This is a genomic window from Psychrobacter sp. GW64-MNA-CIBAN-0177, assembly GCF_040309585.1.
Lineage (GTDB): Bacteria > Pseudomonadota > Gammaproteobacteria > Pseudomonadales > Moraxellaceae > Psychrobacter > Psychrobacter okhotskensis.
Genome location: NZ_JBEOOY010000002.1, coordinates 235,615 through 257,158, shown reverse-complemented (window position 1 = coordinate 257,158; position 21,544 = coordinate 235,615). Strand labels below are relative to the sequence as shown.

At 43.4% G+C, this 21,544-nt stretch carries 17 protein-coding genes and 1 other RNA gene; 7 read left to right on the top strand and 11 right to left on the bottom strand.

Annotated features, from left to right (window positions below):
* Nucleotides 1-28: 28 nt before the first annotated feature.
* From gloB to ffs, 7 genes are all read right to left on the bottom strand, one after another.
* Nucleotides 29-808: a hydroxyacylglutathione hydrolase gene (gloB, locus tag AAEY79_RS02650; RefSeq protein ID WP_352287113.1), complete on the bottom strand. Its 780-nt coding sequence runs from the start codon at nt 806-808 to the stop codon at nt 29-31.
* Between the two features lie 132 nt (nt 809-940).
* On the bottom strand, nt 941-2,773 hold the full coding sequence (locus tag AAEY79_RS02645) for an extracellular solute-binding protein (RefSeq protein ID WP_201583862.1): 1,833 nt from the start codon (nt 2,771-2,773) through the stop codon (nt 941-943).
* A gap of 246 nt (nt 2,774-3,019) precedes the next feature.
* A complete protein-coding gene (gene serC / locus AAEY79_RS02640) occupies nt 3,020-4,129 on the bottom strand; it encodes a 3-phosphoserine/phosphohydroxythreonine transaminase (RefSeq protein WP_352287110.1) in 1,110 nt (369 codons plus the stop codon).
* Between the two features lie 121 nt (nt 4,130-4,250).
* Nucleotides 4,251-5,141: a hypothetical protein gene (locus AAEY79_RS02635; RefSeq protein ID WP_201583778.1), complete on the bottom strand. Its 891-nt coding sequence runs from the start codon at nt 5,139-5,141 to the stop codon at nt 4,251-4,253.
* Nucleotides 5,142-5,287: 146 nt separating this feature from the next.
* On the bottom strand, nt 5,288-8,332 hold the full coding sequence (locus AAEY79_RS02630; RefSeq protein WP_352287107.1) for a M48 family metalloprotease: 3,045 nt from the start codon (nt 8,330-8,332) through the stop codon (nt 5,288-5,290).
* A 50-nt stretch (nt 8,333-8,382) separates the two neighbouring features.
* Nucleotides 8,383-8,979, bottom strand: a complete 597-nt coding sequence (locus tag AAEY79_RS02625) for a LemA family protein (protein WP_025651180.1) — start codon at nt 8,977-8,979, stop codon at nt 8,383-8,385.
* A gap of 196 nt (nt 8,980-9,175) precedes the next feature.
* Nucleotides 9,176-9,272: signal recognition particle sRNA small type (gene ffs, locus AAEY79_RS02620), an RNA gene on the bottom strand.
* Between the two features lie 292 nt (nt 9,273-9,564).
* Here ffs and AAEY79_RS02615 point away from each other — a divergent pair.
* Entirely contained in the window at nt 9,565-10,281 is a 717-nt protein-coding gene (locus tag AAEY79_RS02615) for an SIMPL domain-containing protein (RefSeq protein ID WP_350587854.1), read from the top strand.
* 144 nt (nt 10,282-10,425) lie between these two features.
* On the opposite strand, the gene AAEY79_RS02610 is transcribed toward AAEY79_RS02615, so the two are convergent.
* Together AAEY79_RS02610 and AAEY79_RS02605 are read right to left on the bottom strand one after the other, a co-directional pair.
* On the bottom strand, nt 10,426-11,211 hold the full coding sequence (locus AAEY79_RS02610) for a DUF4124 domain-containing protein (RefSeq protein ID WP_350587853.1): 786 nt from the start codon (nt 11,209-11,211) through the stop codon (nt 10,426-10,428).
* A gap of 195 nt (nt 11,212-11,406) precedes the next feature.
* Nucleotides 11,407-12,207: a hypothetical protein gene (locus AAEY79_RS02605; protein ID WP_350587852.1), complete on the bottom strand. Its 801-nt coding sequence runs from the start codon at nt 12,205-12,207 to the stop codon at nt 11,407-11,409.
* Between AAEY79_RS02605 and AAEY79_RS02600 the strand changes: the two genes are divergently transcribed.
* On the top strand, nt 12,206-12,331 hold the full coding sequence (locus tag AAEY79_RS02600) for a hypothetical protein (protein ID WP_264673008.1): 126 nt from the start codon (nt 12,206-12,208) through the stop codon (nt 12,329-12,331). The genes AAEY79_RS02605 and AAEY79_RS02600 overlap by 2 nt on opposite strands.
* Nucleotides 12,332-12,492: 161 nt before the next feature.
* Here AAEY79_RS02600 and glnA read toward each other — a convergent pair whose 3' ends face one another.
* A complete protein-coding gene (glnA, locus tag AAEY79_RS02595; RefSeq protein WP_025651184.1) occupies nt 12,493-13,902 on the bottom strand; it encodes a type I glutamate--ammonia ligase in 1,410 nt (469 codons plus the stop codon).
* A 784-nt stretch (nt 13,903-14,686) separates the two neighbouring features.
* On the opposite strand from glnA, the gene AAEY79_RS02590 reads away from it, so the two are divergent.
* The 5 genes from AAEY79_RS02590 (at nt 14,687) to AAEY79_RS02570 (ending at nt 19,152) form a co-directional block, all read left to right on the top strand.
* Nucleotides 14,687-15,310 (top strand): aminodeoxychorismate/anthranilate synthase component II, encoded by a 624-nt coding sequence (locus AAEY79_RS02590; protein WP_101212615.1) that lies wholly within the window; start codon nt 14,687-14,689, stop codon nt 15,308-15,310.
* An 80-nt stretch (nt 15,311-15,390) separates the two neighbouring features.
* Complete coding sequence (gene trpD / locus AAEY79_RS02585; RefSeq protein WP_101212616.1) at nt 15,391-16,512, top strand: anthranilate phosphoribosyltransferase; 1,122 nt, start codon at nt 15,391-15,393, stop codon at nt 16,510-16,512.
* Between the two features lie 80 nt (nt 16,513-16,592).
* On the top strand, nt 16,593-17,492 hold the full coding sequence (gene trpC, locus AAEY79_RS02580) for an indole-3-glycerol phosphate synthase TrpC (RefSeq protein ID WP_101212618.1): 900 nt from the start codon (nt 16,593-16,595) through the stop codon (nt 17,490-17,492).
* 72 nt (nt 17,493-17,564) lie between these two features.
* Nucleotides 17,565-18,296: a Smr/MutS family protein gene (locus AAEY79_RS02575; protein ID WP_025651188.1), complete on the top strand. Its 732-nt coding sequence runs from the start codon at nt 17,565-17,567 to the stop codon at nt 18,294-18,296.
* A 223-nt stretch (nt 18,297-18,519) separates the two neighbouring features.
* On the top strand, nt 18,520-19,152 hold the full coding sequence (locus tag AAEY79_RS02570) for a DNA-3-methyladenine glycosylase 2 family protein (protein ID WP_350642787.1): 633 nt from the start codon (nt 18,520-18,522) through the stop codon (nt 19,150-19,152).
* Between the two features lie 144 nt (nt 19,153-19,296).
* Here AAEY79_RS02570 and AAEY79_RS02565 read toward each other — a convergent pair whose 3' ends face one another.
* The gene (locus tag AAEY79_RS02565) at nt 19,297-21,324 is read right to left on the bottom strand and encodes a mechanosensitive ion channel domain-containing protein (RefSeq protein WP_350642785.1); all 2,028 of its coding nucleotides are present in this window, start codon (nt 21,322-21,324) and stop codon (nt 19,297-19,299) included.
* Nucleotides 21,325-21,544 lie beyond the last annotated feature (220 nt).

Genomic DNA, 21,544 nt, shown 5'->3' with positions numbered 1-21,544 from the left:
AAAATAAAGAGAGATGACAACTTAGTATTTAGAAGTTATTTTTAAGCTCACGTAACGCGGCGAACACCGCCAAAGACTTATCATCGTCTATAGTGACTTTAGACTTTACCCCTGCTATCACACTTGGCTCTTGCGTCCGCAAAAACACATTGATTGCGCGTTCATGCTCTAAAGTGACTGGCAGCGTCGGGATACCTTGGGCGGTTTTTTCTTCTGCTTGCGCAAGCGCTTGCTGCATCGCTCCATTAGCCGGTTCAATAGATAAGCCAAAGCGTAAGTTGTTGGCAGTATATTCATGGGCTGGATACAGCAGCGTCTCAGCTGGCAAGCCATTTAAACGCTTAAAGCTGTCATGCAATTGCTCAATCGTGCCGGTAAAGACGCGTCCGCAACCGGCACTAAACAAGGTATCACCGCAAAAACAATGCTTCTGTCCATCGATATCCAAAATATATGCCACGTGGCTTGCGGTGTGACCGGACACATCCCATACTTGCGCGGCACAGCCCCAAGCACTGACCGTACTGCCGTCTTTAATAGTTTGATCTTCATCGACATTGTGCTCGGTATGCGCAACCAAATGCGTCATTGGATAAGATTCTTGTAGCTCGGCGACGCCTCCGATATGATCATGGTGATGATGTGTGGTCCAGATGGACGTCAGCTCTAAGCCGTTTTCTTCTAAATAGGCGATAACTGGCTCGGCTTGACCCGGATCAATGACAATCGCCTGCTTATTATTTTCATTAATGAGTGTCCAAATATAGTTGTCATTGAACGCTTTAATGGGGTGAATACGAATACTCATATAAAATCCTTAGCAGTGATTGTCTTTATTACTGATGTTTTTTATTAAATTTTAAAAACCAAATGAAACACGATTTTATTTACTGGTTTAAATGATAATTTTTAAATAACTGTTTTAAGCCATTATTTTAAACTATTGCTTTAAGTATAGATTAACGCGAGCTTCTGCTTCTTTATCTGTCCACCAATAATCGATACCGATAGCATTGGTCGGGAGTTTTGCAGTATGACGATATTGATTCCAGTAGGCGACATTGGTGCTAGGTTTGCCGTATAAAGGGACTAAATAATGTCCTGCCCGTAGCAGGCGATCAAGTACGTGCGTATATAAGACGATCTCATCGCGATTTTTAGCGTCGCCCAGTTTTTTAATAACACTGTCAATCGCAGGATTTTTAATACCGATGGTATTGGCGTTACCCGCTTCATCAGCGGCTGCACTGCCCCAAAACGCCGCCTGCTCAGCACCAGGTGATAAGCTCTGTGCAAAGACGTCGACCACCATATCATAGTCAAAACGGCGCATACGCTCGTAATATTGTGGCCCATCGACTTGACGTAAGGTTGCATCAAAGCCCAAACGCTTTAGATTACGGGTATAAGGCAACAGCACGCGCCCCATGGTCTCGCCTGTCATCAAAATTTCAATCTGAGCAAGCTTGCCATTTGGCTGATATAACTTCATATCTTGATAATAAAAGCCCGCATCTAGCAACAGCTGGCGCGCCTCTAATAAGGCTTTACGATTAAAGCCGCTACCGTCACTGGTTGGCAATCGCCATTCCGTTAATACCGCTTGTCGCTGAATCGGTTCAAGCTTGGCCAGCAATGGGCTTAATATCTGCATCTCAGCCGCAGATGGCGTACCAGTAGCAGCAAGCTCTGAGCCATGAAAGAAGCTTTGTAAGCGCTCATACTGCCCATGGAATAAAGTTTTGTTCATCCACTCAAAATCATAAGCTGCGGTCAATGCTTGGCGGACGCGAATATCTTGAAAAATTGGCCTACGCATATTCATCACCAGACCCTGCATCGGTACTGGGTTTTGACTGCTTATGGCTTCTTTATTAATCAGGCCGGCTTTGACGGCTGGGAAATTGTAACCGGTGGCCCAGTTAGAGGCTTTGTTTTCCGGGCGGAAGCGATATTGCCCAGATTTAAAACCCTCAAAAGCAATCTCATCACTTTGATAATAGACAAATTTAATCATATCAAAGTTATAACGACCGCGATTGACCATCAAATCACGGCCCCAATAATTGGGATCACGCACGTAGCTGACCGCACGTCCGGCATCGACACGGCCGAGTTTATAAGGCCCACTACCCATCAATGGCGTCAGGGTAATTTTCTCAAAATCAGTATCAATAGAGGACTTGGCAAAGACAGGAAACTGTCCAACCGTCAATAAAATCTCTTTATTTTCATCAGACTTAAAAACAAACTTTACCCGCTGCTTATCGATAATTTCAATGTCTTTAATGTCGCCCAAATAGCTGCGGATATACATCGGGCCTTTATTCAATATCGCATCATAAGTGGCTTTGACGTCACTACTGGTCACTGGCGACCCGTCCCAAAAGCGCGCAGCAGGATTAACATGGTAAATAATCCAACTGGTATCGTCAGGATCATACGTGACTTTATTTGCCAGCTGCGGATACATGGTAAAGGCTTCATTGAGTGAGCCCGTCATCAAGGTATCATACAGATAGTCAGTACCAACCATTGCCACGCCTGTGGTCATCCATTTATTGGCCGCATTAAAGGTGCCGCGTGCATCCAATGACAGCGTACCACCTTTGGGCGCCTTTGGATTGGCATAGGGCATGTATGGTACGTCAATATACTCAGTGGTACTATTATGCCCAAGCGCAGTCGTGGTGATTGGCGCTGCGATACTGACAGGTATCCAGCTGCTAGTCATGACAAGCAAGACGGCTTTTAGCATGGTGTTTTTTAGCATCATGACTATGTAATACCCCTCATAACGACCTTCTACTCTAAACCGACTTGGATAAAAAATGCGCGACTGACGGCAAAATAGGCAATTGAAGAAATTTTATCATAACAAACTTAGGTTTTTTAACCTAATGCTTTGCGGTGTTAAGGATGCTACATAACGCATTATGCTACTTAAAAAAACGCTAATAGACATGAAAAAAGACGCAGCTCTTAAAGTTGCGCCTTTTGTTTCAAAGCCTGTACTAACTTAAGCGTGTTTTTTTTCAAAATCTATCATAAAGTCAACCAACTGCTGTACCCACTCTAATGACACTGCATTATAAATGCTGGCGCGCATACCACCGACATCGCGGTGACCTTTTAGATTCATGAGGCCCGCCGCCTCTGACTCTTCTAAAAACACTTTATCAAGGCTGCTGTCGGCTAACGTAAACGGCACGTTCATGATAGAGCGATATTTGGGGTCAACGGGATTACTATAGAAGCTGCCGTCATCAATCGTTTTATAGAGTAAATCGGCTTTTTGCTGGTTGATTTTGCCGATAGCAGCAACGCCGCCCTGCTCTTCTAACCAATCAAATACTAGTCCTGCTAAATACCAAGAATAGGTCGCTGGCGTGTTTGACATTGATTCTTTTTCCGCCTGATGCTCATAATTCATCAGCAGCGGGCACCACTCACTCGCTTTGCCCAATAAATCTTCACGAATAATGACGATAATTAGTCCTGCTGGCCCGATGTTTTTTTGCGCACCCGCGTAAATCATGCCAAATTTAGAGACGTCGATTGGCTGTGACAAAATGCAAGAAGACATATCGGCGATAATTGGCGCATCGACTTGTGGCGGCTCAAAAATCTGCAAACCATGAATGGTCTCATTAGCGCAGTAATGGAAATACGCCGCATCTTCGCTTAGGTTCCAATCGCTTTGGGCTGGCACGTCAGTAAAATTACTGTCTTTACCCGTTGCCACCACATTAACCTCGCCCAAACCCAGTTTGGCATAGCGCTGTGCTTCTTTAACCGCTTTACCGGACCAAGTACCCGTCGTTAAATAATCTGCGCGTCCACCATTTAATAAGTTTAATGGAATCGCTGAAAACTGTAAGCTGGCACCGCCCTGTAAGAACAGCACTTTATAATTATCTGGAATGTCCATAAGCGAGCGCAATTTGGCTTCCGCTTTTTCAGTAATCGCGATGTACTCTTTACTACGGTGACTCACTTCCATGACCGACATACCGCGTCCCTGCCAATCAAGCAACTCTTCTTGAGCGCGTGATAAGACGGCGGTCGGTATGGTGGCAGGTCCCGCTGAAAAGTTGGGTACACGGTTAGAAGCGGCTTTGGTGGTCATAATCATTATCCTAAATATGATGAAATCATCGTGGTTATTAAAGGTTAAACGTTAAATATGAATGTTAACGTTATTTTTAATCTCTGTCGTAGTAGTCGTAATAATAGTAAGTGGCAAGCCTTTAACTCTGGCTCGATAACTGCTCCCAAAGCTGACGTTTAAGGCTACTATCAACAAGCATGTCATCAAGTGTAGGCACAGTCATAAAGTTCGGATGCTCAAGGCCATCAGGTAATACGGTCAATGCCGCCACTTTTATCTCTTCGCGACGACCAATCTTAAACACATATCCTGCAAGGCTGGCATTGGCAAGCTCAGCGGTATCCATACCCTCACAGATAGGAAAGGATGTGGTCTCACAACTGATGAATAGCGCTTGGATGATATTTTGCCACAGTTTTTGGCTGTCATGATTAAGGGCTTGAATATCAACCAAAATTACCCAATCGCCATAGCGACCACCTTGTAAATCAAATGGTACTACCTTTTTGAAGCTATCGTCTTTAAAGTTATTCTCTTTAAAACTGCTATCTTCAAAGCTTGGAGCATTATTTACATTGTCCATCGCAGCTTGCTGAACGACCGTATTTACAAGTGAGGTAACGGCCGGCTTGGAGATATCAGGGGCAGTCGAGTCAAAACTATAGATGACGGGACTTTGTTGGTCAGAAGGACTTAAGCCTGTTTCATTAGCGTCATCATAAGAATGATTAGACTCATCATCTACCATATCTGCTATGGCGACGTTTATAGTATCGATATTTGGGGGTTCAATATTAGAAGATTCAATGCTTGGCTGTTCGGTGCTCGTTGTAGAAGTAGTAGCATTAGAATAAGATGCAATGCTAGCGTTAGCTGTAACCGCATCAGGCAAGGCAGGCGCAGAAATATCGGCGATATTCATGGTTTCAGAGCTCGGCTGCACCCACTGATTGATACCCATCATCGCTAAAATCTGGCGCTGCTGCATACGATGTTGCATGACAACTAGCGGGTCTTGGATATCACTCATGCTTATTTACTATCCTACTTATCTAAAATGGATTTACAGGCTTTTAATGTCAAAAATAATATTAAAGAACGATGTTGAAAAAAAGGATTAAAAATATAGTCGATTCGATTTAAAAAAGAATACTCAAATGCCGTCAATGACATTGCTCAAAAAAGCTGCCGAACGCCTAGCCAATGATTGGCAAGCTCGGTCAAGCAATCATACTCATCTTGACTGACTATCGTATCGTGTAACATCACTGTATGCAACGTGCTTAGCCATTGCCGGTAATCATTATAACCATAAGGTTTATTAGTAGTCGCATTATAATCTATTTGAGCGCCGCCCTGTTGCCTCTGTCGATAATTATCATCACCTTTGGCTTTAGAACCAAACGATTGACTGGCAGGCGCTATAAAAATAGGTGCGGCTGCTATTAATGCTAATAATTGAACGCTATTTAGATTTTGCGCAGTCAATAATAGCCATTGCAAATTTGCCTCACTAGCGGCAGCTAAATCAATATCAATCAAACGTGCATGACGGCGTAAATCTACAAGATAATGAGCAACGCTAGCACTATTATAGCTGAGCACTGAAATAGGTGTTGAGATAGGTACTGAGCTATCTAGTGCGGATATTATTTGCCCTTTAGCATCCTTTGCTAAGCGATACGCCAATAAAGTAAGCATGGTTTTTGCGGCAACATCAAGACCATCAAACACCTGCCCTGATGGGTCAAGCTGAGCATAGATATCATCCGTGCCGGCGTGCAATACTTGCTGCCATTGATAGTATGGATATTGAGGGGGAAGATGCGACTGAACCTGTGTATCGTTTAATACGGCAGACAATACGGGCAACAATTTCTGCAGCTTTAGGGCCTGCCATAACGCTAAAATCGAAGGCGAGCGAGACAATCGAGAGCGCGTATTCTCTAAAGGATTTAATACGGATGTAGATTTATCAATAGAATCATCATTATTTATATTATCAGCGATATTTTGGCTTAGATCAGCCGTAAGGGAGTTTTCAAACAGCTCAATGATACCTTGCTGATAGCGCACTAGCATCGTCCGATACTTTTTTTGCTGCACATAATGTTGATGATCTTGATTACTATGACTGGCTTCATATTTTAAGCGCCATTCATCAATAGCACTTTCTGATAAATCATGCTGGCGTAGTTGCTTTAACGCCAACGCAATCAAAGCGCTGTCTAGACGCCGATCAAGATTTGCTACTGCCGCTAATAATTTATGATCGAGTGTATGCGATAAAATTTGTGTGTTACTGCTAATATCCGCCCTAGAGTTAGTAGTGATTTCAGCAGAAAACTTCTTATCCTCATCAAGCCCAAGCCAGATATCAGTTAAATCATAAGTCGCTGTTGTTGACAGCACATAACCCTGATGACAAAGTAGCACGGACTCAATCAAAGCTTGCGCCCCTAGCGGGTGATAACTGTGATTGAGCACATACTGCGGTAGCGATACTTTTTGTATATCTTCGATAGCAATCAAGGTATCTGATGGCAAATCACTATCAGGTTTGGCTTGCCATGGCTTAAGCAACTCATGCATACCGATATCTTGTACTTGCACCTGCAAACGCCCATTAATAACAACATCTTCCTCTACAACAAATTCAAGCCCACTATCGCTCTGCAATTCATTATTTATCTCACTAGTAGAAAAGACTGCGATTTCTTTTTCGATAGCATCTTTTTGAATAATATCTTTTTGAATAGCAACTTTTTGAATGGCATCTTCGTCAATAACATCATTGAATTTATTATTAATGTTTTTATCAGCAAATTTATTTTTACTTAGGCTATTTACCACTATCACGCCCCAATCACCCAAGCGGCGCTGCTCGTAGATTTCTGTTATCTTTTGCTGATTGAGACGTTTTTCTTTAGCCACTTGCACGGCGAAATCATGATAAGCGTTGGCATTGATGGCACTCATGCGCTCAGCCAAACTTGGATGGGTGGCAAACCACGATACGTCACCCAAATCGGCACCACTACTGGCAAAAAAGAAATGACTTAATCCATTAATATCGGCGATGCCAGTTAAGCGCGAACCAAGCGCATCTTGATGAATGGTCTTTAAGGTTTCCATAATAGCCGGCGAACGTGTGAGCTGTACGCTGGTCGCATCGGCAAGCAACTCGCGCTCACGGTTAAAGCTGTGTTTAATCAGTTGCGCACTGGCCATACTGGAAAAGCTCAAACCATGGATTAATAATGTCCAAATATTACGCGGCGATTGATTATCAACCGTAGCCCTACTTTGTAGCCACATCGACTGGCTTTTAACTGCTGACTGCCGGTTTTGTGACTGGCTTTGCCAATAAGCAACCCATTCGCTATGAGTGTTAAAATTAGCAGTTTGCGCTTCAGTGCTACGCGCCTGACTGTCAATATCTCTCTGAGATAAGAGGTTATTATGATTAACCGCATTGTCAAAATAGTTTTGCTGACTGCTTTTATAACCAGCACCAAAATTATTAATAGAATCACTCCAGTCATAGAGTAACTGCAAGCCTGCTAACACCACCATTAGCTGTAAATTAAACGTTGCATCACCATGTAAGATATGACCATACTCATGCCCTATTAGCCCGTATAGCGCTTCATCAGATAGCTTATCAAGCGCGCCTTGGGTGACGACGAGCACCATATCTTGGCTATGGCGACCCGCTACAAAACCATTAATGCCTTGTTCTTCAGGCAGCACATATAGAATAGGCATTCGCAAACCTGAAGCAATAGCTAGCTGCTGGGCAATCTCATAATAACGCCGATAGACAGGCGGGAAATCGCGCTCATCACGCACCGCAATATGGCGGGCACTAAAGCGAACTTTAGATACAGGCTGATGCTGATGGGCAACTCCTTGGCTATGCTCCCAAGCATCTTGGCTGTGGTCGATAAACAATCGCACCGCGCCCACGCGCTTAGCAATCGCTCGACCACCTGCTTTTAGGCGACCATATTCCAAAAAACTACCAATGACAAAGCTACCTAGCGTCCAAACAGCAACCAGTATTAATACCCACTTATAAACGCCACCAGTAAATATCGTCAGCAGTAGCGCCATGATAGCCAGCGCTACTGCCAAATGGGCAAAGACAATGAGAAAAAACAGCCCATAGAGCAATAAGCTGCGCTGAGTACGGCTACGCTGTGCACCAAAAAAATCCATCTATTACTCTTACCTAACCATAACTAAGTGCATTTGACAGTATGTAAATATCAGCCCATATCGACGACAGGTGCTTGAGCAATGAGTTTTCTATCTTCAAATACCAATGGACTAAGTGGACGAAAGCCAAAAGTTGTGCTGACAAGATTATTAGGAAACACTTCGCGATCATTGTTATAAAACATCACGCTATCGTTATAATGCTGACGGGCAAAGCCAATCCGGTTTTCGGTATTGGTCAGCTCATCCATCAACTCCTTAATCAAGCTATCTGCTTTTAGCTCAGGATAAGCCTCCACAACCGCAGAAAATTGCCCCAAGGCTTTCGACAACATACCCTCTGCTTTGGCAAATAGCGCCATATGCTCAAGCGAGTCTGGCTGATGTTTATTAGAGTCTTGCAAGCTTTGGGCGTGATTACGTGCACTAATCACACGAGTCAGCGTCTCTTCTTCATGCGTCAGATAACGCTTGGCGGTTTCGACTAAATTGGGAATCAAATCATGACGCCGCTTTAGCTGCACATCTATCTGTGCAAAGCCATTCTTTGCTTGGTTGCGGGCGCGTACCAATTTGTTAAATATCGAGACGCCACATACCACCACTAGCACCACGAATGCAATGAACAGCCAAACGAACAATTTCATAAAAGAATCCCAAAGTATCTAGAATGTTAATAAAAGTTAATACATTGTATTTTAACCTATCTTAATCAATGAGAAGTTAAAATTTAACGAAATGCGAGCCAAAAAAAGCCCTTTACAATGAAGGGCTTAATATAGCAAATGAGCGTTGTTTATATTTTATTAAGATCGCACTCAAATTTTAGGCAAAAAAAAGCGACTCCAAAAGCACATCCTCGGCACACATCATAACTATTACCGTTGCTACCTTCCGGTCCTGGCGGGATTCATAGAACAATGTTGCGAGGCTACCAATGGAGCCACCAGTTGCAGATTATACAAGAATTTTTTGTGATTACAACCCCAATCGTAAAACTCTTCGTTTAAGAGGCTAAATAATGGCAAAAATTAAGGTAATAAAGGAGATAACCACGTCATTCTTATAACTTAGCCTGTAACTTAAGTGACAAAATTCTCACAGCAACCTCTTTAATTTTTGCTATTTTAGTTGAGGTATGTTGAATAAGAAACGATACAAACAACATACCGTATAAGAATAAGCGTAATCAATACACGACTCATATAACTATCATTTATTAGGAGATCATAATGAAAACCACTCTACTCAATAAAGCGGCTCTGGCTACTGGTACTGCGGCCCTACTGACAGCAATGATGGGCAGCGCTCATGCAGAACCAACAGGCTACGATCAGCTTAGCTTTCAGGCAGAAGTTAAAGAAGAGATTCAAAACGATGAAGTACGAGCCAGCTTGTATAAAAAAGCACAAGCCACCGATGCTAAAACGCTGGCCACCACGCTCAATACCTCTATCAATAATGCGATGAAAATCGCTAAGCGCTACCCTAAGGTGACAGTGACTACGGGACAGCAGCGCACCTATCCACGCTATGATAAAAATGACAAAATCATTGGCTGGACTGGACAAGCAAACATCGATCTTAAAAGTACAGATTTCGCCGCGACTAGCCAGCTTATTGCTGACCTGCAAGAAACCTTGGTCATGGACAATCTCAACTTTGGTGTCTCAGACGTCAAAAAAGATGCATTAGAACAGAAGTTAATGACTGAAGCCTCTCGCGCGTTTCAACAACAAGCTAAAAATCTCACCCGCGCTTGGGATGCTCGCGGTTATCGTGTCGTCACTGTCAACCTAAACACTGGTAGCAACTACCCTCGTCCCATGTATAGCGCAATGAGCATGAAAGCGGCCTCTGCTGATGAATCGGTACCAAGCCAAAGCTTTGAGTCTGGTGAAAGCACCATCTCAGTCACTGCCAATGGCACGATTGAGTTAACCAAATAAGTTAGAAGGATAGATGTAATTAATAGTTTTTAAAAAAAGGGCAGTCACTAAATGTAGCGACTGCCCTTTTTTAACGTCTAAAAACTAAATAGCCTAAAATCAATCCTGCAACTAGCGGCTTTAATAAATCAACTACTTCCACACTTAGTTAGTAAAAGCATTGCTAGTAATAGGTTTACTGCTCTGAGAGTTGGCCTGCTTCCCGTTTTTTTGACGTAATTTTAGCATCACTTTTTGATGAAATGGTAAATTCTGATACGCCAAAAGCTGCTGGGCAATTTTTTTATTGTTTTGCAAGGTGGTATTATTTTGAATCACATAGACAGTCCTTGTGACTTGCTGCAGCGTTTGACCTTTTTCACTTTGAATGACGGCCGTTATCGTATGCGCGCCTGGCAAAGTGTCTATTGTCGCAATCGTTGCATTTAGACCTTGAGCAACTTCGTTACCATCAAAGTAAATACGGACACTAGCGCCTGCTTGCAGCGCGGGCTGAACTTGTAGCGCTACGTTGATACTCTGCGCTGGACGCCGATAAGCGCGTTCTTCGCTCGGTTCAGTGATGGTCAGCTGATAGTTGACCGCTGCCTTAGCTGTTGAGTCATTGGCGGGCGCGGCATTGCTAGCAGTTTGACTACTTTCAGTGCTATTGCTGTTTGAACTATTCGTTTCATTACCGGTTGTCACCGTCGTCTGGCTAATCTCTTTGCCCGCTTGCTGCTCGTAATTTTGTGGACGATCGGTAAAGGTGACTTGACCGGTTTTTTCATCAACCACTTTGTAGATAGGTGCAGCATTCGCTATCGGTGCGTAAAAACTGGCTGCACCCATTAATAAACCAGCCAATACCATTTTATTTTTAATTTGTGCATGGCTGCGTATGGTCATTGCGGTCTGAATAAGTTGTAAACGGTTCAAGAGTGAGTGCATAGTCAGTTAACCTAATAAGTGCGCGTGTTTAATAAATATAATGATACCATTATGGGGTATTTTTGAAGTAATAACAGTAGCGTCTGTTATATTAGATAAATGGAAAGCAAACTCTAATCTAGAATAGTAAATCTACGACAGCAGCACTTTTATGTAGGCATTTATGAGGATATGACTTCTTGACTTAATCCATGTTTACTCTATTGACGATATATTCCAAGTGTCTAATAGTCGCCAAATGGCAGCATCAATCGCTTGGGCTTGAGCAAGGTTCTTGCGGTCAGCATACCAGTTAACTTTTACGCCGTTATAAATGGACTCTCTATATTCAACAAACATTGGAACTTGCTTAGTTATTGGAATATAAATTTCATAGCCTGAAATGAGTGAGTTTTCAGATTGACCAAAACATTTTTTATGATTATATTCGCCTTTTTCTCCCTTAAACCGATAACAAGTCACTCCATTGTTAGTTTCTGTAGAATCAGCGTCTAACTCTAACATTGAGTAATTATCGAAGGACTGCTTGGTATTTCCCCCTAGAGAATAATTATTTACGATAACTTTCACCTGATCGGGGTGATCTAACGTTTCATCAGACACAACACTCCTATCCGATGCCTGTACCCATGAGCCATTAAGCATCAGATTAAACTCTAGTGCTTGCCCTGGCATAATTGGTGTTACTGGCATGGCAAGTGTTTCTTCCTTGCTAATAGTGTCGAATGCTTTAGGCTGATAATCAATCGGGAACTGACCGAGATAATGCTCTGCATGTGGACGATAGAACTCTGATTCTCCTCGTTTAGAATGATTTTCAAGCGAATGAGTTCGCCTCTCCCCTATTTCTGCTTTGATAATCATCTCACCCCATAGTAACCAAGTGACGATGTCACCCTCTTTATAAGGATCTTGCTTTTTTTCTTGTTGCATACAGCCTATTTGAAATAGTGACAAGGTGATTACTAAGAAAAGGCTTAAGGTTGAGCGTTTCATGGCATTGCCTGCTGTTATCATTATTATGGCTGGCTATGAAAAACTGAGCATTGCAACTCACTGTCCGCGCCGTCCTGTAGAAACTGAAACCGTGGGCTTAAATCCTAAAAAAATTCATCAGTAAGAAACGGTATCGCGAGTAAAAATGTAACGAGCACTTATTATCAAGCATTCATCATCAGCCTCTCATTATAGAACAATTGTTGGTTTGAATACCATAAAAAAAACCAGCCAAGATTTACTTGACTGATTTTTTAATTAGAAACTCAAACTTTTAACGATGGATTAGCAGCTATAGTACAAGTCAAACTCTACTGGATGTACCGTCACATTGACACGCTGCACTTCTTCTTCTTTCAGGGCAATAAATGCTTCTAGCATGTCTTGGGTGAACACATCGCCTTTTAACAAGAATTCATGATCATCACGTAATGCTTGCAGCGCTACTTCTAAGCTCTCAGCAACCGTTGGAATTTGTGCTTCTTCTTCTGGTGGTAAGTCATATAAGTTTTTGTCAGCGGCTTCGCCTGGATGCATCTTATTCTGAATACCATCAAGGCCTGCCATCAATAGCGCAGCAAACGCTAAGTATGGGTTGGCGGCTGGATCAGGGAAGCGCGCTTCGACACGGACGGCTTTCGGGCTACTAACATGCGGAATACGAATAGACGCTGAGCGGTTAGACGCTGAGTACGCAAGCTTGATAGGTGCTTCGTAATGCGGTACTAGACGCTTATAGCTGTTGGTCGATGGGTTGGTAATCGCATTCAAAGCGCGGGCATGTTTGATGACGCCGCCGATGAAATATAGCGCCGTTTCAGACAGACCAGCATACTCATCGCCTGAGAAGGTATTGACACCATCCTTTGAGATTGACATATGCACGTGCATGCCCGAACCATTGTCGCCAACGATTGGTTTTGGCATAAAGGTCGCGGTTTTGCCAAACTGATGCGCAACGTTATGAACCACGTATTTTAACTGTTGTACTTCATCCGCTTTTTTGACGAGCGTATTGAAAGCGACACCAATCTCTGACTGACAAGGTGCCACTTCATGATGATGCACCTCGATACAGCCTTCGCCGATGATTTCTTCGATACGTTCGCACATCACCGCACGCATATCGTGTGAGCTATCGATTGGTGGTACTGGGAAATACGCCCCTTTAACACGTGGACGGTGTCCCATGTTGCCCCACTCATAGTCATTATTGGTTGACCATGCAGCTTCTTCCGCGACGATTTTATGGCTAACCCCTGACATCTCAATCGACCATTTTACTTCATCGAATACAAAGAATTCTGGCTCAGGACCAAAATAAGCCGTATCACCGATACCAGTAGACTTTAAGTACTCTTCTGCACGGCGGGCGATAGAGCGTGGGTCACGGTCATAGCCTTGTAGCGTAGAGGGTTCAATGATGTCACAAGTCACCACAACGGTCACGGCATCAAAAAACGGATCCAAAAAAGCGGTCTCAGGATCAGGACGCAAGATCATATCTGACGCTTCAATGCCTTTCCAGCCAGCGATAGATGAACCATCGAACATTTTACCGTCTTCCATGACTTCTTCGTCTACACTATGCGCTGGAAAACTGATGTGCTGCTCTTTACCACGGGTATCGGTAAAGCGAAAATCGACCCATTTGGCATTAGAGGATTTGATAAGATCTAGTAGTTTGTTCGACATGAATAATCTCCGTTATGGTTATGACGTTATTACGATTTAAAGTAATAAATTAAAAAATTACGATTTAAAGTAATGAATGAAAACTTTTTAAAATATGGGACTGGCTTTTGGATCTACATAGCGGCTTTGTAGCGCCTGCAAGTTCATGTTTATCAACACTCGTGACACTATCCGTCAGTGTGCGCAGCTATCATTGGGCTAAAATTACTGGTCTAAAATCATTGGCCCAAAATAGTCATCAGCCAAATGCAGACTGACCCCATTTTAGCAACATCTGACTCATAATGCTGAACTCTTCAATTGCTTATTAACAATTATTTTTAGAGTAACCAATATCCAATATCTAATAATATTGATAACACTAATGGTGCAACTGCTGTGCCAAGTTACCTTGCTAAATATAATATTTAGTACTAACAACCTAATTATTGGCAATAATTTCAGTAATTTATAATAGTAATTTAACTATATTAAGAGGTAACTGAGCCATTATTTTTATGGACAACATTTAAGAGTAGTATATATAAGCGCATATTCGCACTGTATTAGTGCAGTAGCAAGTGCACCAATGATTAACATTGCATTTTTATGGTGCATTTTAATTTTTTGGCTCTTTGAAACGCTAGGCCATGTCCTACATTTTATAGACCACAAAATAGTGGTAAGATGATGTCCTTTACAATAACTAGCCAGTAAAGCAAGCCGCTTTTATGTTGAGTTCAATGCATAAATAATAAGAGCAAATTTACCTTTTGAAAAATAAAATCAATGAGTTGACTACACAATGATTCTAATGATCGATAATTACGACAGCTTTACGTACAATATCGTACAGTACTTCGGTGAGTTGCAGCAGGACATCACGGTATGGCGTAACGATCAGATGACCATTGAGCAGATTCAAACCTTGGCTCCCGATGCCATCGTCATTGGTCCAGGGCCTTGCGATCCAGACCGTGCCGGCATTTCTTTAGACGTTATCGAAACTTTTAAGGGTATTATCCCTATATTGGGCATCTGTCTCGGGCATCAGGCGATTGGACAAGCATTCGGTGGACAGGTGGTCAAAGCTGGCGAAGTGATGCACGGGCGCTTATCCGCCGTTTACCACAATGGTAAGGGCATATTTGCTAACTTACCTAGCTCCTCAAAATTCACGCGTTACCATTCGCTGGTCGTCGACAAAACCAGTCTACCCGACTGTCTAGAGTTGACCGCATGGACGCAGCACGCCGATGGTAGTATTGAGGAAATCATGGGCATACGTCATCGCACATTGGCCATTGAAGGCGTACAGTTCCATCCTGAGTCCATCTTGAGCGAAGCCGGTTATCAGCTACTCAATAACTTTTTGCAAACTCATAATCTGGCAGTATCAGCCTCAAAGGCATTGCCACAAGTCGGTTAATGTTACTAAAAATGCATGATTGATAATAAAAATTCTGACCACCCTATACACCAATATAAATAATATAAAGCGAGAGCCTAATGAGTACTGTAAAGATAGAGGACACCCACACCGCAGATAATATTGCCCAACTATCGGACGAAGGCATCCATAAGCTACTAACGACGGCTTTGGGTCGAATTTTTCAGCATATTGATTTGACCTTTGATGAGATGTATCAAGTCATGCTGATTATCATGCAAGGCAGATGTAGCGATGCGATGATGGGCGCTATTTTGACTGGTTTACGTATGAAAGGTGAATCCATCGACGAGATTACGGCATCAGCCAGTGCCATGCGCGCTTTGGCTGCGAATATCGAACCTAAGAACTGTGCTCATTTAGTCGATATCGTCGGTACGGGCGGTGATGGTGCGAATTTATTCAACGTCTCTACAGCGTCGGCGTTTGTGGTGGCAGCGGCAGGCGCTCAAGTTGCTAAGCATGGTAATCGCGGCGTCTCTACCAGATCCGGTAGCTCAGATTTGTTGGAGCAAGCGGGTATTAGTCTGTCGCTCACACCTGAGCAAGCAAAAGACTGCATCGAAAATCAAGGCGTTGGCTTTTTGTTTGCGCCCAATCATCACAGCGCGATGCGTTATGCCAATCCAGTCCGTCGTGAGCTCAAATCGCGCACTATCTTTAATATCTTAGGGCCATTAACCAACCCTGCTGGCACGCCCAATTTGGTCATTGGCGTCTTTACTGCTCAGCTGTGTGAGCCAATCGCCAAAGTGATGAAAAATCTAGGCGCACGTCATGTCATGGTCGTCGGTGCAAAGGATGGCTTAGATGAAATCAGCCTCGCCACTTCGACCACAGTAGCTGAATTAAAAGAGGGTGAAATCTCTGTCTATGAGATGATGCCAGAGGATGCGGGTATCGAATCACAAACGCTGATTGGGCTTGATGTAGATTCTCCAGAACAAAGCCTTGAGCTAATACGCGCCGCTTTATCAGGTGAAGAGACTCATGATCGCGCGGTCCTAAAAGCTCGTGATATGATTGCCCTAAATGCAGGTGCGGCGATATATACCGCAGGACTTGCCAGCAATTATCCTAATGGTGTCAGCCGTGCTCAACAAGTCATCCAAAATGGCGATGCGTTAATCAAGCTTGAGTCTTTAGCCAAATATACTCAGCAGCTAGCGGCTAGCTCTTAACGGATACATCCGTGTTAACGAGATGCAAAAATAGCCATTGTTGCTTATTTATTTACCTTTAACAATATTCGGATACCAGTATGAACACAACCAATACAGATATTCCTTCGGTATTACAGCGCATCGTCGCCACCAAAGTAGAAGAAGTAAAAGCCGCTCGCGATGTGCTATCTCTTGAAGCGTTAAAAGCGCAAGTAGCGACTGATAAAAAATCACGTCGAGGTTTTGCCGCTGCTCTAAGAGCTGTGGGAGCTGTAGGAGTTACCGCTGCTAAAGACAATGGTATCGGTATCATCGCTGAGATTAAAAAAGCCTCTCCCTCTAAAGGCGTTATCAATCATAACTTCGCGCCTGCGTTGTTTGCCAAACAATACGAGCAAGCTGGCGCGAGCTGTTTGTCTGTATTGACGGATCGCGATTATTTCCAAGGCGATGACAGCTACCTGATTCAAGCTGCCAATGCCGCAAGCCTACCGATACTGCGCAAAGACTTTATGATTGATGAGTATCAAATTTACCAATCATATCTCATGGGTGCCGACTGTATATTATTAATCATGGCTTGTCTGGATGATACTCAAGTACAAAAACTACATGCGCTCAGTATCGAGCTGGGCATGGATGTATTGATTGAGGTCCATACCAAAGCTGAGCTTGAACGCGCATTAAAACTGCCACGCTCCGAGCATAATATCTATGGTATCAATAACCGTGATTTGAATACTTTTGATGTCGATCTACAAACCACGCTTGATCTAAAAAATATTTTAATCGAAGCATTGGCGGATGACGCTAATAGCGCAGCCACAGCACAGAAACCGCTTATCGTCACCGAAAGCGGTATCCATAGCAGCGATGATATTCGTTTGATGCTCAATAACGATATTCAGCACTTTTTGATCGGTGAGCAATTTATGAAAACGGATCACCCCGGACAAGCGTTACAATCCTTACTTGCGGGCGTCGCAGCAGACGGGTAAAGTGGCTTCAGTCTTCTGAACAGTTTAAATCAATCAATCATTCCTTCATTAACCAACGATACGTTAACTTTTATGTCAAATTCTCTATTTTCAAAAGAAATGCAAGACCAGCTCAAAGAGCTCAAAGGACAACTGAGCAAAGGTCGCGATACCAATTCGCCTGATGGTGACAATGGCAAGCCCACAGAACCTGTCTCGCTACTTACCCAAAAGCAGGTCAAAAAAACGGTCAAACAATTAGACAGTGAGCATATCGATGATGATAAAGTTCTCTTTATGCAAGCGATGCATGGTGTAGATCAGCTAGAGGACAAAAATGTCCGCTCCCCTGCCAATGCCGCAAAAGTGCGCAAACCTGACGCCGCGACTCTGTCGAAACGTGCCGCTGCGCAAGGCAGTGAAACGAGTGACTTGGGTGCAGGCTTATCAGATATGCAAGCGCTACTCAACCCCGTCGCTGGCGAAGCGTATTTGTCTTATAAGCAGCCAACGCTGCAAAATAAGGTTTTTACCCAGCTAAAACAGGGCAAGCTGCGTTGGTATGACGCAGTAGACATCCATGGCTGTACCATTGACGAAGCGCGCGCGGCTATGACTCAACTATTGAGCCAAGCGAAACAGAACAACGAAACCATGGTAAAAATCGTTCATGGTAAAGGTTCTGAGGCTATTTTAAAAACCTGCGTCAACGGTTGGCTACGTCAATTGCCAGAAGTATTGGCATTTTGCTCTGCGCCGCCGAAAGATGGTGGCAATGGCGCTGTATTGGTACTGCTTAAAAAGCCTAAAACTGATAGCGAATAAGCTGCTCGGTTAAAGAAAAAAAAGGACTGCATCTATGCAGTCCTTTTTGTTATGCTCATCATCGAAGCAACTGTTTGCATCTATAGTCCAAACATCCTAAAAACGCGATGCTGTGGCTGATATCAATTTTTTGTCGCCTCTATCAGCAGTGCGTCATCTATCGATATTACTTTTCACTCACTATAGCTTTAGCGGTATCTAAATCAATGAGGATAAGATATTTATGAGTCTACAAACTATTGAAAATGCTAAAGCATTAGAAGAGCATATCATCGCCTTGATTGCCATCGAACCGAGATTTGCACCTATTTATGAGCAAGTTGGCGTGCCCAGTCTCAGGCACAATGCCGGTGGCTTTGAACAATTAATGAGAGCGATGGTTGGGCAACAGCTATCGGTAGCCGCGGCGGCCAGCATTTGGCAACGAGTTGTTGCGGCAGGTTTGATCACTCCTAAAGCCATTAGCGAAGCGACGGATGAAACATTGCGCGCTCAAGGACTATCCAAGCAAAAGATACGTTATGTCCGCTCACTAGTAGACCATAACATAGACTTTGCGGCGCTAGTAAGGATGGCAAATGCAGAGGTTATAAACACACTGACAGCAGTCACTGGTATTGGGCGCTGGACGGCTGAGATGTACCTACTATTTTCTTTAAAACGCGCAGATGTATTGGCAGTCGACGATTTGGCGATTAAAGTCGCAGCGATGGAGTTACTAGGTCTAGCAGAGCGTCCGACTCCAAAACAGCTAAACCACTTGACCGAAAGTTGGTCGCCACATCGTAGCGCCGCCAGTCTGCTGCTATGGTCGTACTATGGCTTGTTACGGGATAAAACTGCCGTACCATTATAACTGGATAACTGGCAGCCCCTTTATCGCTATAAACCAAAAAAATAAAGGGATGGCCAACGACCGTCGCCCTCATTTCACCCGCTACCGCCTGCTTAAAAGTCAGTTCTGCAAAGCCATTTCTACAAAGTCGATTCACCATAAATACTATGGCTGGTTCCAAATAGAGAAACCAAATTTTCTTTTGGAATGCTTAAACTTACGTTTTGCAAACGCATAAGTATGAATTTTACGGGCTTTTTTTGACTGAGCTTTTTTAGCCTTTTCTTTCTGTTTTTCAGCGACTTTGTCGTTGTTCGCACTGCTGGCATCTTTGCTGCTATTTTTACTGACGTTGATAGCTTTATGCTCGCTATCACTAGCAGTACTATTATCCGCATTGTTATCAATATTAGCGTCGTCATCATCACTAAGATTATCATTGCTATTGTGATAAGCATTGTCATCATTCGGCGTATTTGCAACAGAGTCAAGCGCAGTATTATTATCACGACCATTATCCATATGATGCTCAAGCTCCGCTTGATTGACAATCAACTGTTGGGTTGGTAGCGCATGCTCGACCTTATATTTTGCCACTTGATTGAGCACATCAACGAATACCACATTTTGCTTGTCATAAAACTCCATGACGTCGTTAGCATTAATATAAGCTTGTAACTGAATCACGTAACAGTCTTGACGCAGCTCTAAAATATTGACTTGATTCCATTCATTATTGGTCAAATAATGCTCATTTAAAAACTCGTCTAAGTCTTTGACCATTTTGAAGACCACGTCAATATCGGCAGTACGCTTGAGATATAACTGATGAAAGAAGCGAAACATATCACGCGAGGTAAAGTTCTCGATTTGCATGGACGAGAAGTCACCATTGGGGACAGTGACAATCGTGCGAGTCAAGGTGCGTACACGTGATGAGCGAATACCGATATCGATGACCGTACCTTCATAAGTGCCAAACTTACAGTAGTCGCCGATACGTACGGGCGAATCCGCCACGACGACCACGCTTCCCACGAGGTTCTCGATGGTTTTTTGCGCACCAAGTGCTAAAGCCAAACCACCGACACCTAAGGCTGCGATACCTGTTGTCAAATCAAAGCCTAAATTACCAAAAATGACGATCACAGCAAATATCAGTAGTAAGGCCTTAACAACTTTTCGCATCAACCCTAATATCGAAACCCGTTCAGTATGGTTTTTCTTATAGCTTAAGTTAACAGCACGCGTGAAAATCGCATCGATGACACGCAATAATAACCACGTTATAGCGAGCCACGATGCAATCTCGGTAAAGCGATTGACCGGCTCACGCAGCGTCACTGACACCCCAGAATAGACCATCACCTCAGACAATATCAGCGCCATAATCACTACCGCAAGGGGCAAGATAACCTTGTCCGGCACTGGTAATGCCACACCGCGCACGCGTGGATAAACGAGCTTTAACAAATGATACAGCAGCCATACCATGACGTAGGTCAATAAAAAACTGCTCACAGTCATGGCCAAGGCGGCGAACAGATCCACCAATTGATAGCCGAAAAGCTTTTTACCTTCTAGCGAGTCGATCGTATAACGAGATACCAAGGTAGGATCGGTGTTTTCTAGAACTTCTGGTATTGAGCTGAGCGTTTCGGTAGAAAACTGCCAGTATTGCTCACCTTGCTTTGAGACGACGCGCTCAAGCAATAACGGCACGCTTTTATCACCGATACTGATGTTACCCACATTTTCTTGGCTGGGCGGTAGTTGGTCGGCTAAATTGCCTTCGAGCGTATTATTAATCTGCAAATCAGCTGAAAAGCGTCCACCCGCGTCAAGCGCTTGCTTAAATTGACGCACAGCAGTCGTTGGATTGTCTGATTTTGACAAATTAAGATAATTGCTCGCCAGCAAATAATCATTTTCGCCAAGCGCACTAATGAATCCTTGCACCGTATTCCGCGGGGTATCTCGTCCGAACGAATCAGGTAGCGGCTCGCTGGTACTAGCAGCCTCACTAGTTCCGCCAATTCCCAATACACTGGCCTCAGCAGCAAGGGCAGCATTTGGCAGTATCAGGCTAAATAATAAAGTCAGCAATAAGCTCAGCACAATCAGTGTTCTTGATAATGATGCCGTTAAAGACAAAGGTAAGCTAGCAGGACTCATACGACGCTTAGTAGACAAAACAAACCTCTTAATTTATAGATAAAATATTTATAAATATCAACAGTGATACATAAAAAATAGCTGAAACAGCCAATAATGAATATGACCTGCTGCCATGATAGCAATTATAACTAACGGTCGTGTTTTTGATTACATATTTTTATGCCGACTGATGTGTCTAATGATAGGTCAGTACTGAGTATGAACACAGTAATCAGAGAACAAATGCCTTGTATAG

Coding starts and splice junctions, on each gene's coding strand:
- gloB (WP_352287113.1), bottom strand. CDS start 808: ATGAGTATTCGTATTCACCCCATTAAAGCGTTCAATGACAACTATATT.
- AAEY79_RS02645 (WP_201583862.1), bottom strand. CDS start 2,773: ATGCTAAAAAACACCATGCTAAAAGCCGTCTTGCTTGTCATGACTAGC.
- serC (WP_352287110.1), bottom strand. CDS start 4,129: ATGACCACCAAAGCCGCTTCTAACCGTGTACCCAACTTTTCAGCGGGA.
- AAEY79_RS02635 (WP_201583778.1), bottom strand. CDS start 5,141: ATGAGTGATATCCAAGACCCGCTAGTTGTCATGCAACATCGTATGCAG.
- AAEY79_RS02630 (WP_352287107.1), bottom strand. CDS start 8,332: ATGGATTTTTTTGGTGCACAGCGTAGCCGTACTCAGCGCAGCTTATTG.
- AAEY79_RS02625 (WP_025651180.1), bottom strand. CDS start 8,979: ATGAAATTGTTCGTTTGGCTGTTCATTGCATTCGTGGTGCTAGTGGTG.
- AAEY79_RS02615 (WP_350587854.1), top strand. CDS start 9,565: ATGAAAACCACTCTACTCAATAAAGCGGCTCTGGCTACTGGTACTGCG.
- AAEY79_RS02610 (WP_350587853.1), bottom strand. CDS start 11,211: ATGCACTCACTCTTGAACCGTTTACAACTTATTCAGACCGCAATGACC.
- AAEY79_RS02600 (WP_264673008.1), top strand. CDS start 12,206: ATGGCATTGCCTGCTGTTATCATTATTATGGCTGGCTATGAAAAACTG.
- AAEY79_RS02605 (WP_350587852.1), bottom strand. CDS start 12,207: ATGAAACGCTCAACCTTAAGCCTTTTCTTAGTAATCACCTTGTCACTA.
- glnA (WP_025651184.1), bottom strand. CDS start 13,902: ATGTCGAACAAACTACTAGATCTTATCAAATCCTCTAATGCCAAATGG.
- AAEY79_RS02590 (WP_101212615.1), top strand. CDS start 14,687: ATGATTCTAATGATCGATAATTACGACAGCTTTACGTACAATATCGTA.
- trpD (WP_101212616.1), top strand. CDS start 15,391: ATGAGTACTGTAAAGATAGAGGACACCCACACCGCAGATAATATTGCC.
- trpC (WP_101212618.1), top strand. CDS start 16,593: ATGAACACAACCAATACAGATATTCCTTCGGTATTACAGCGCATCGTC.
- AAEY79_RS02575 (WP_025651188.1), top strand. CDS start 17,565: ATGTCAAATTCTCTATTTTCAAAAGAAATGCAAGACCAGCTCAAAGAG.
- AAEY79_RS02570 (WP_350642787.1), top strand. CDS start 18,520: ATGAGTCTACAAACTATTGAAAATGCTAAAGCATTAGAAGAGCATATC.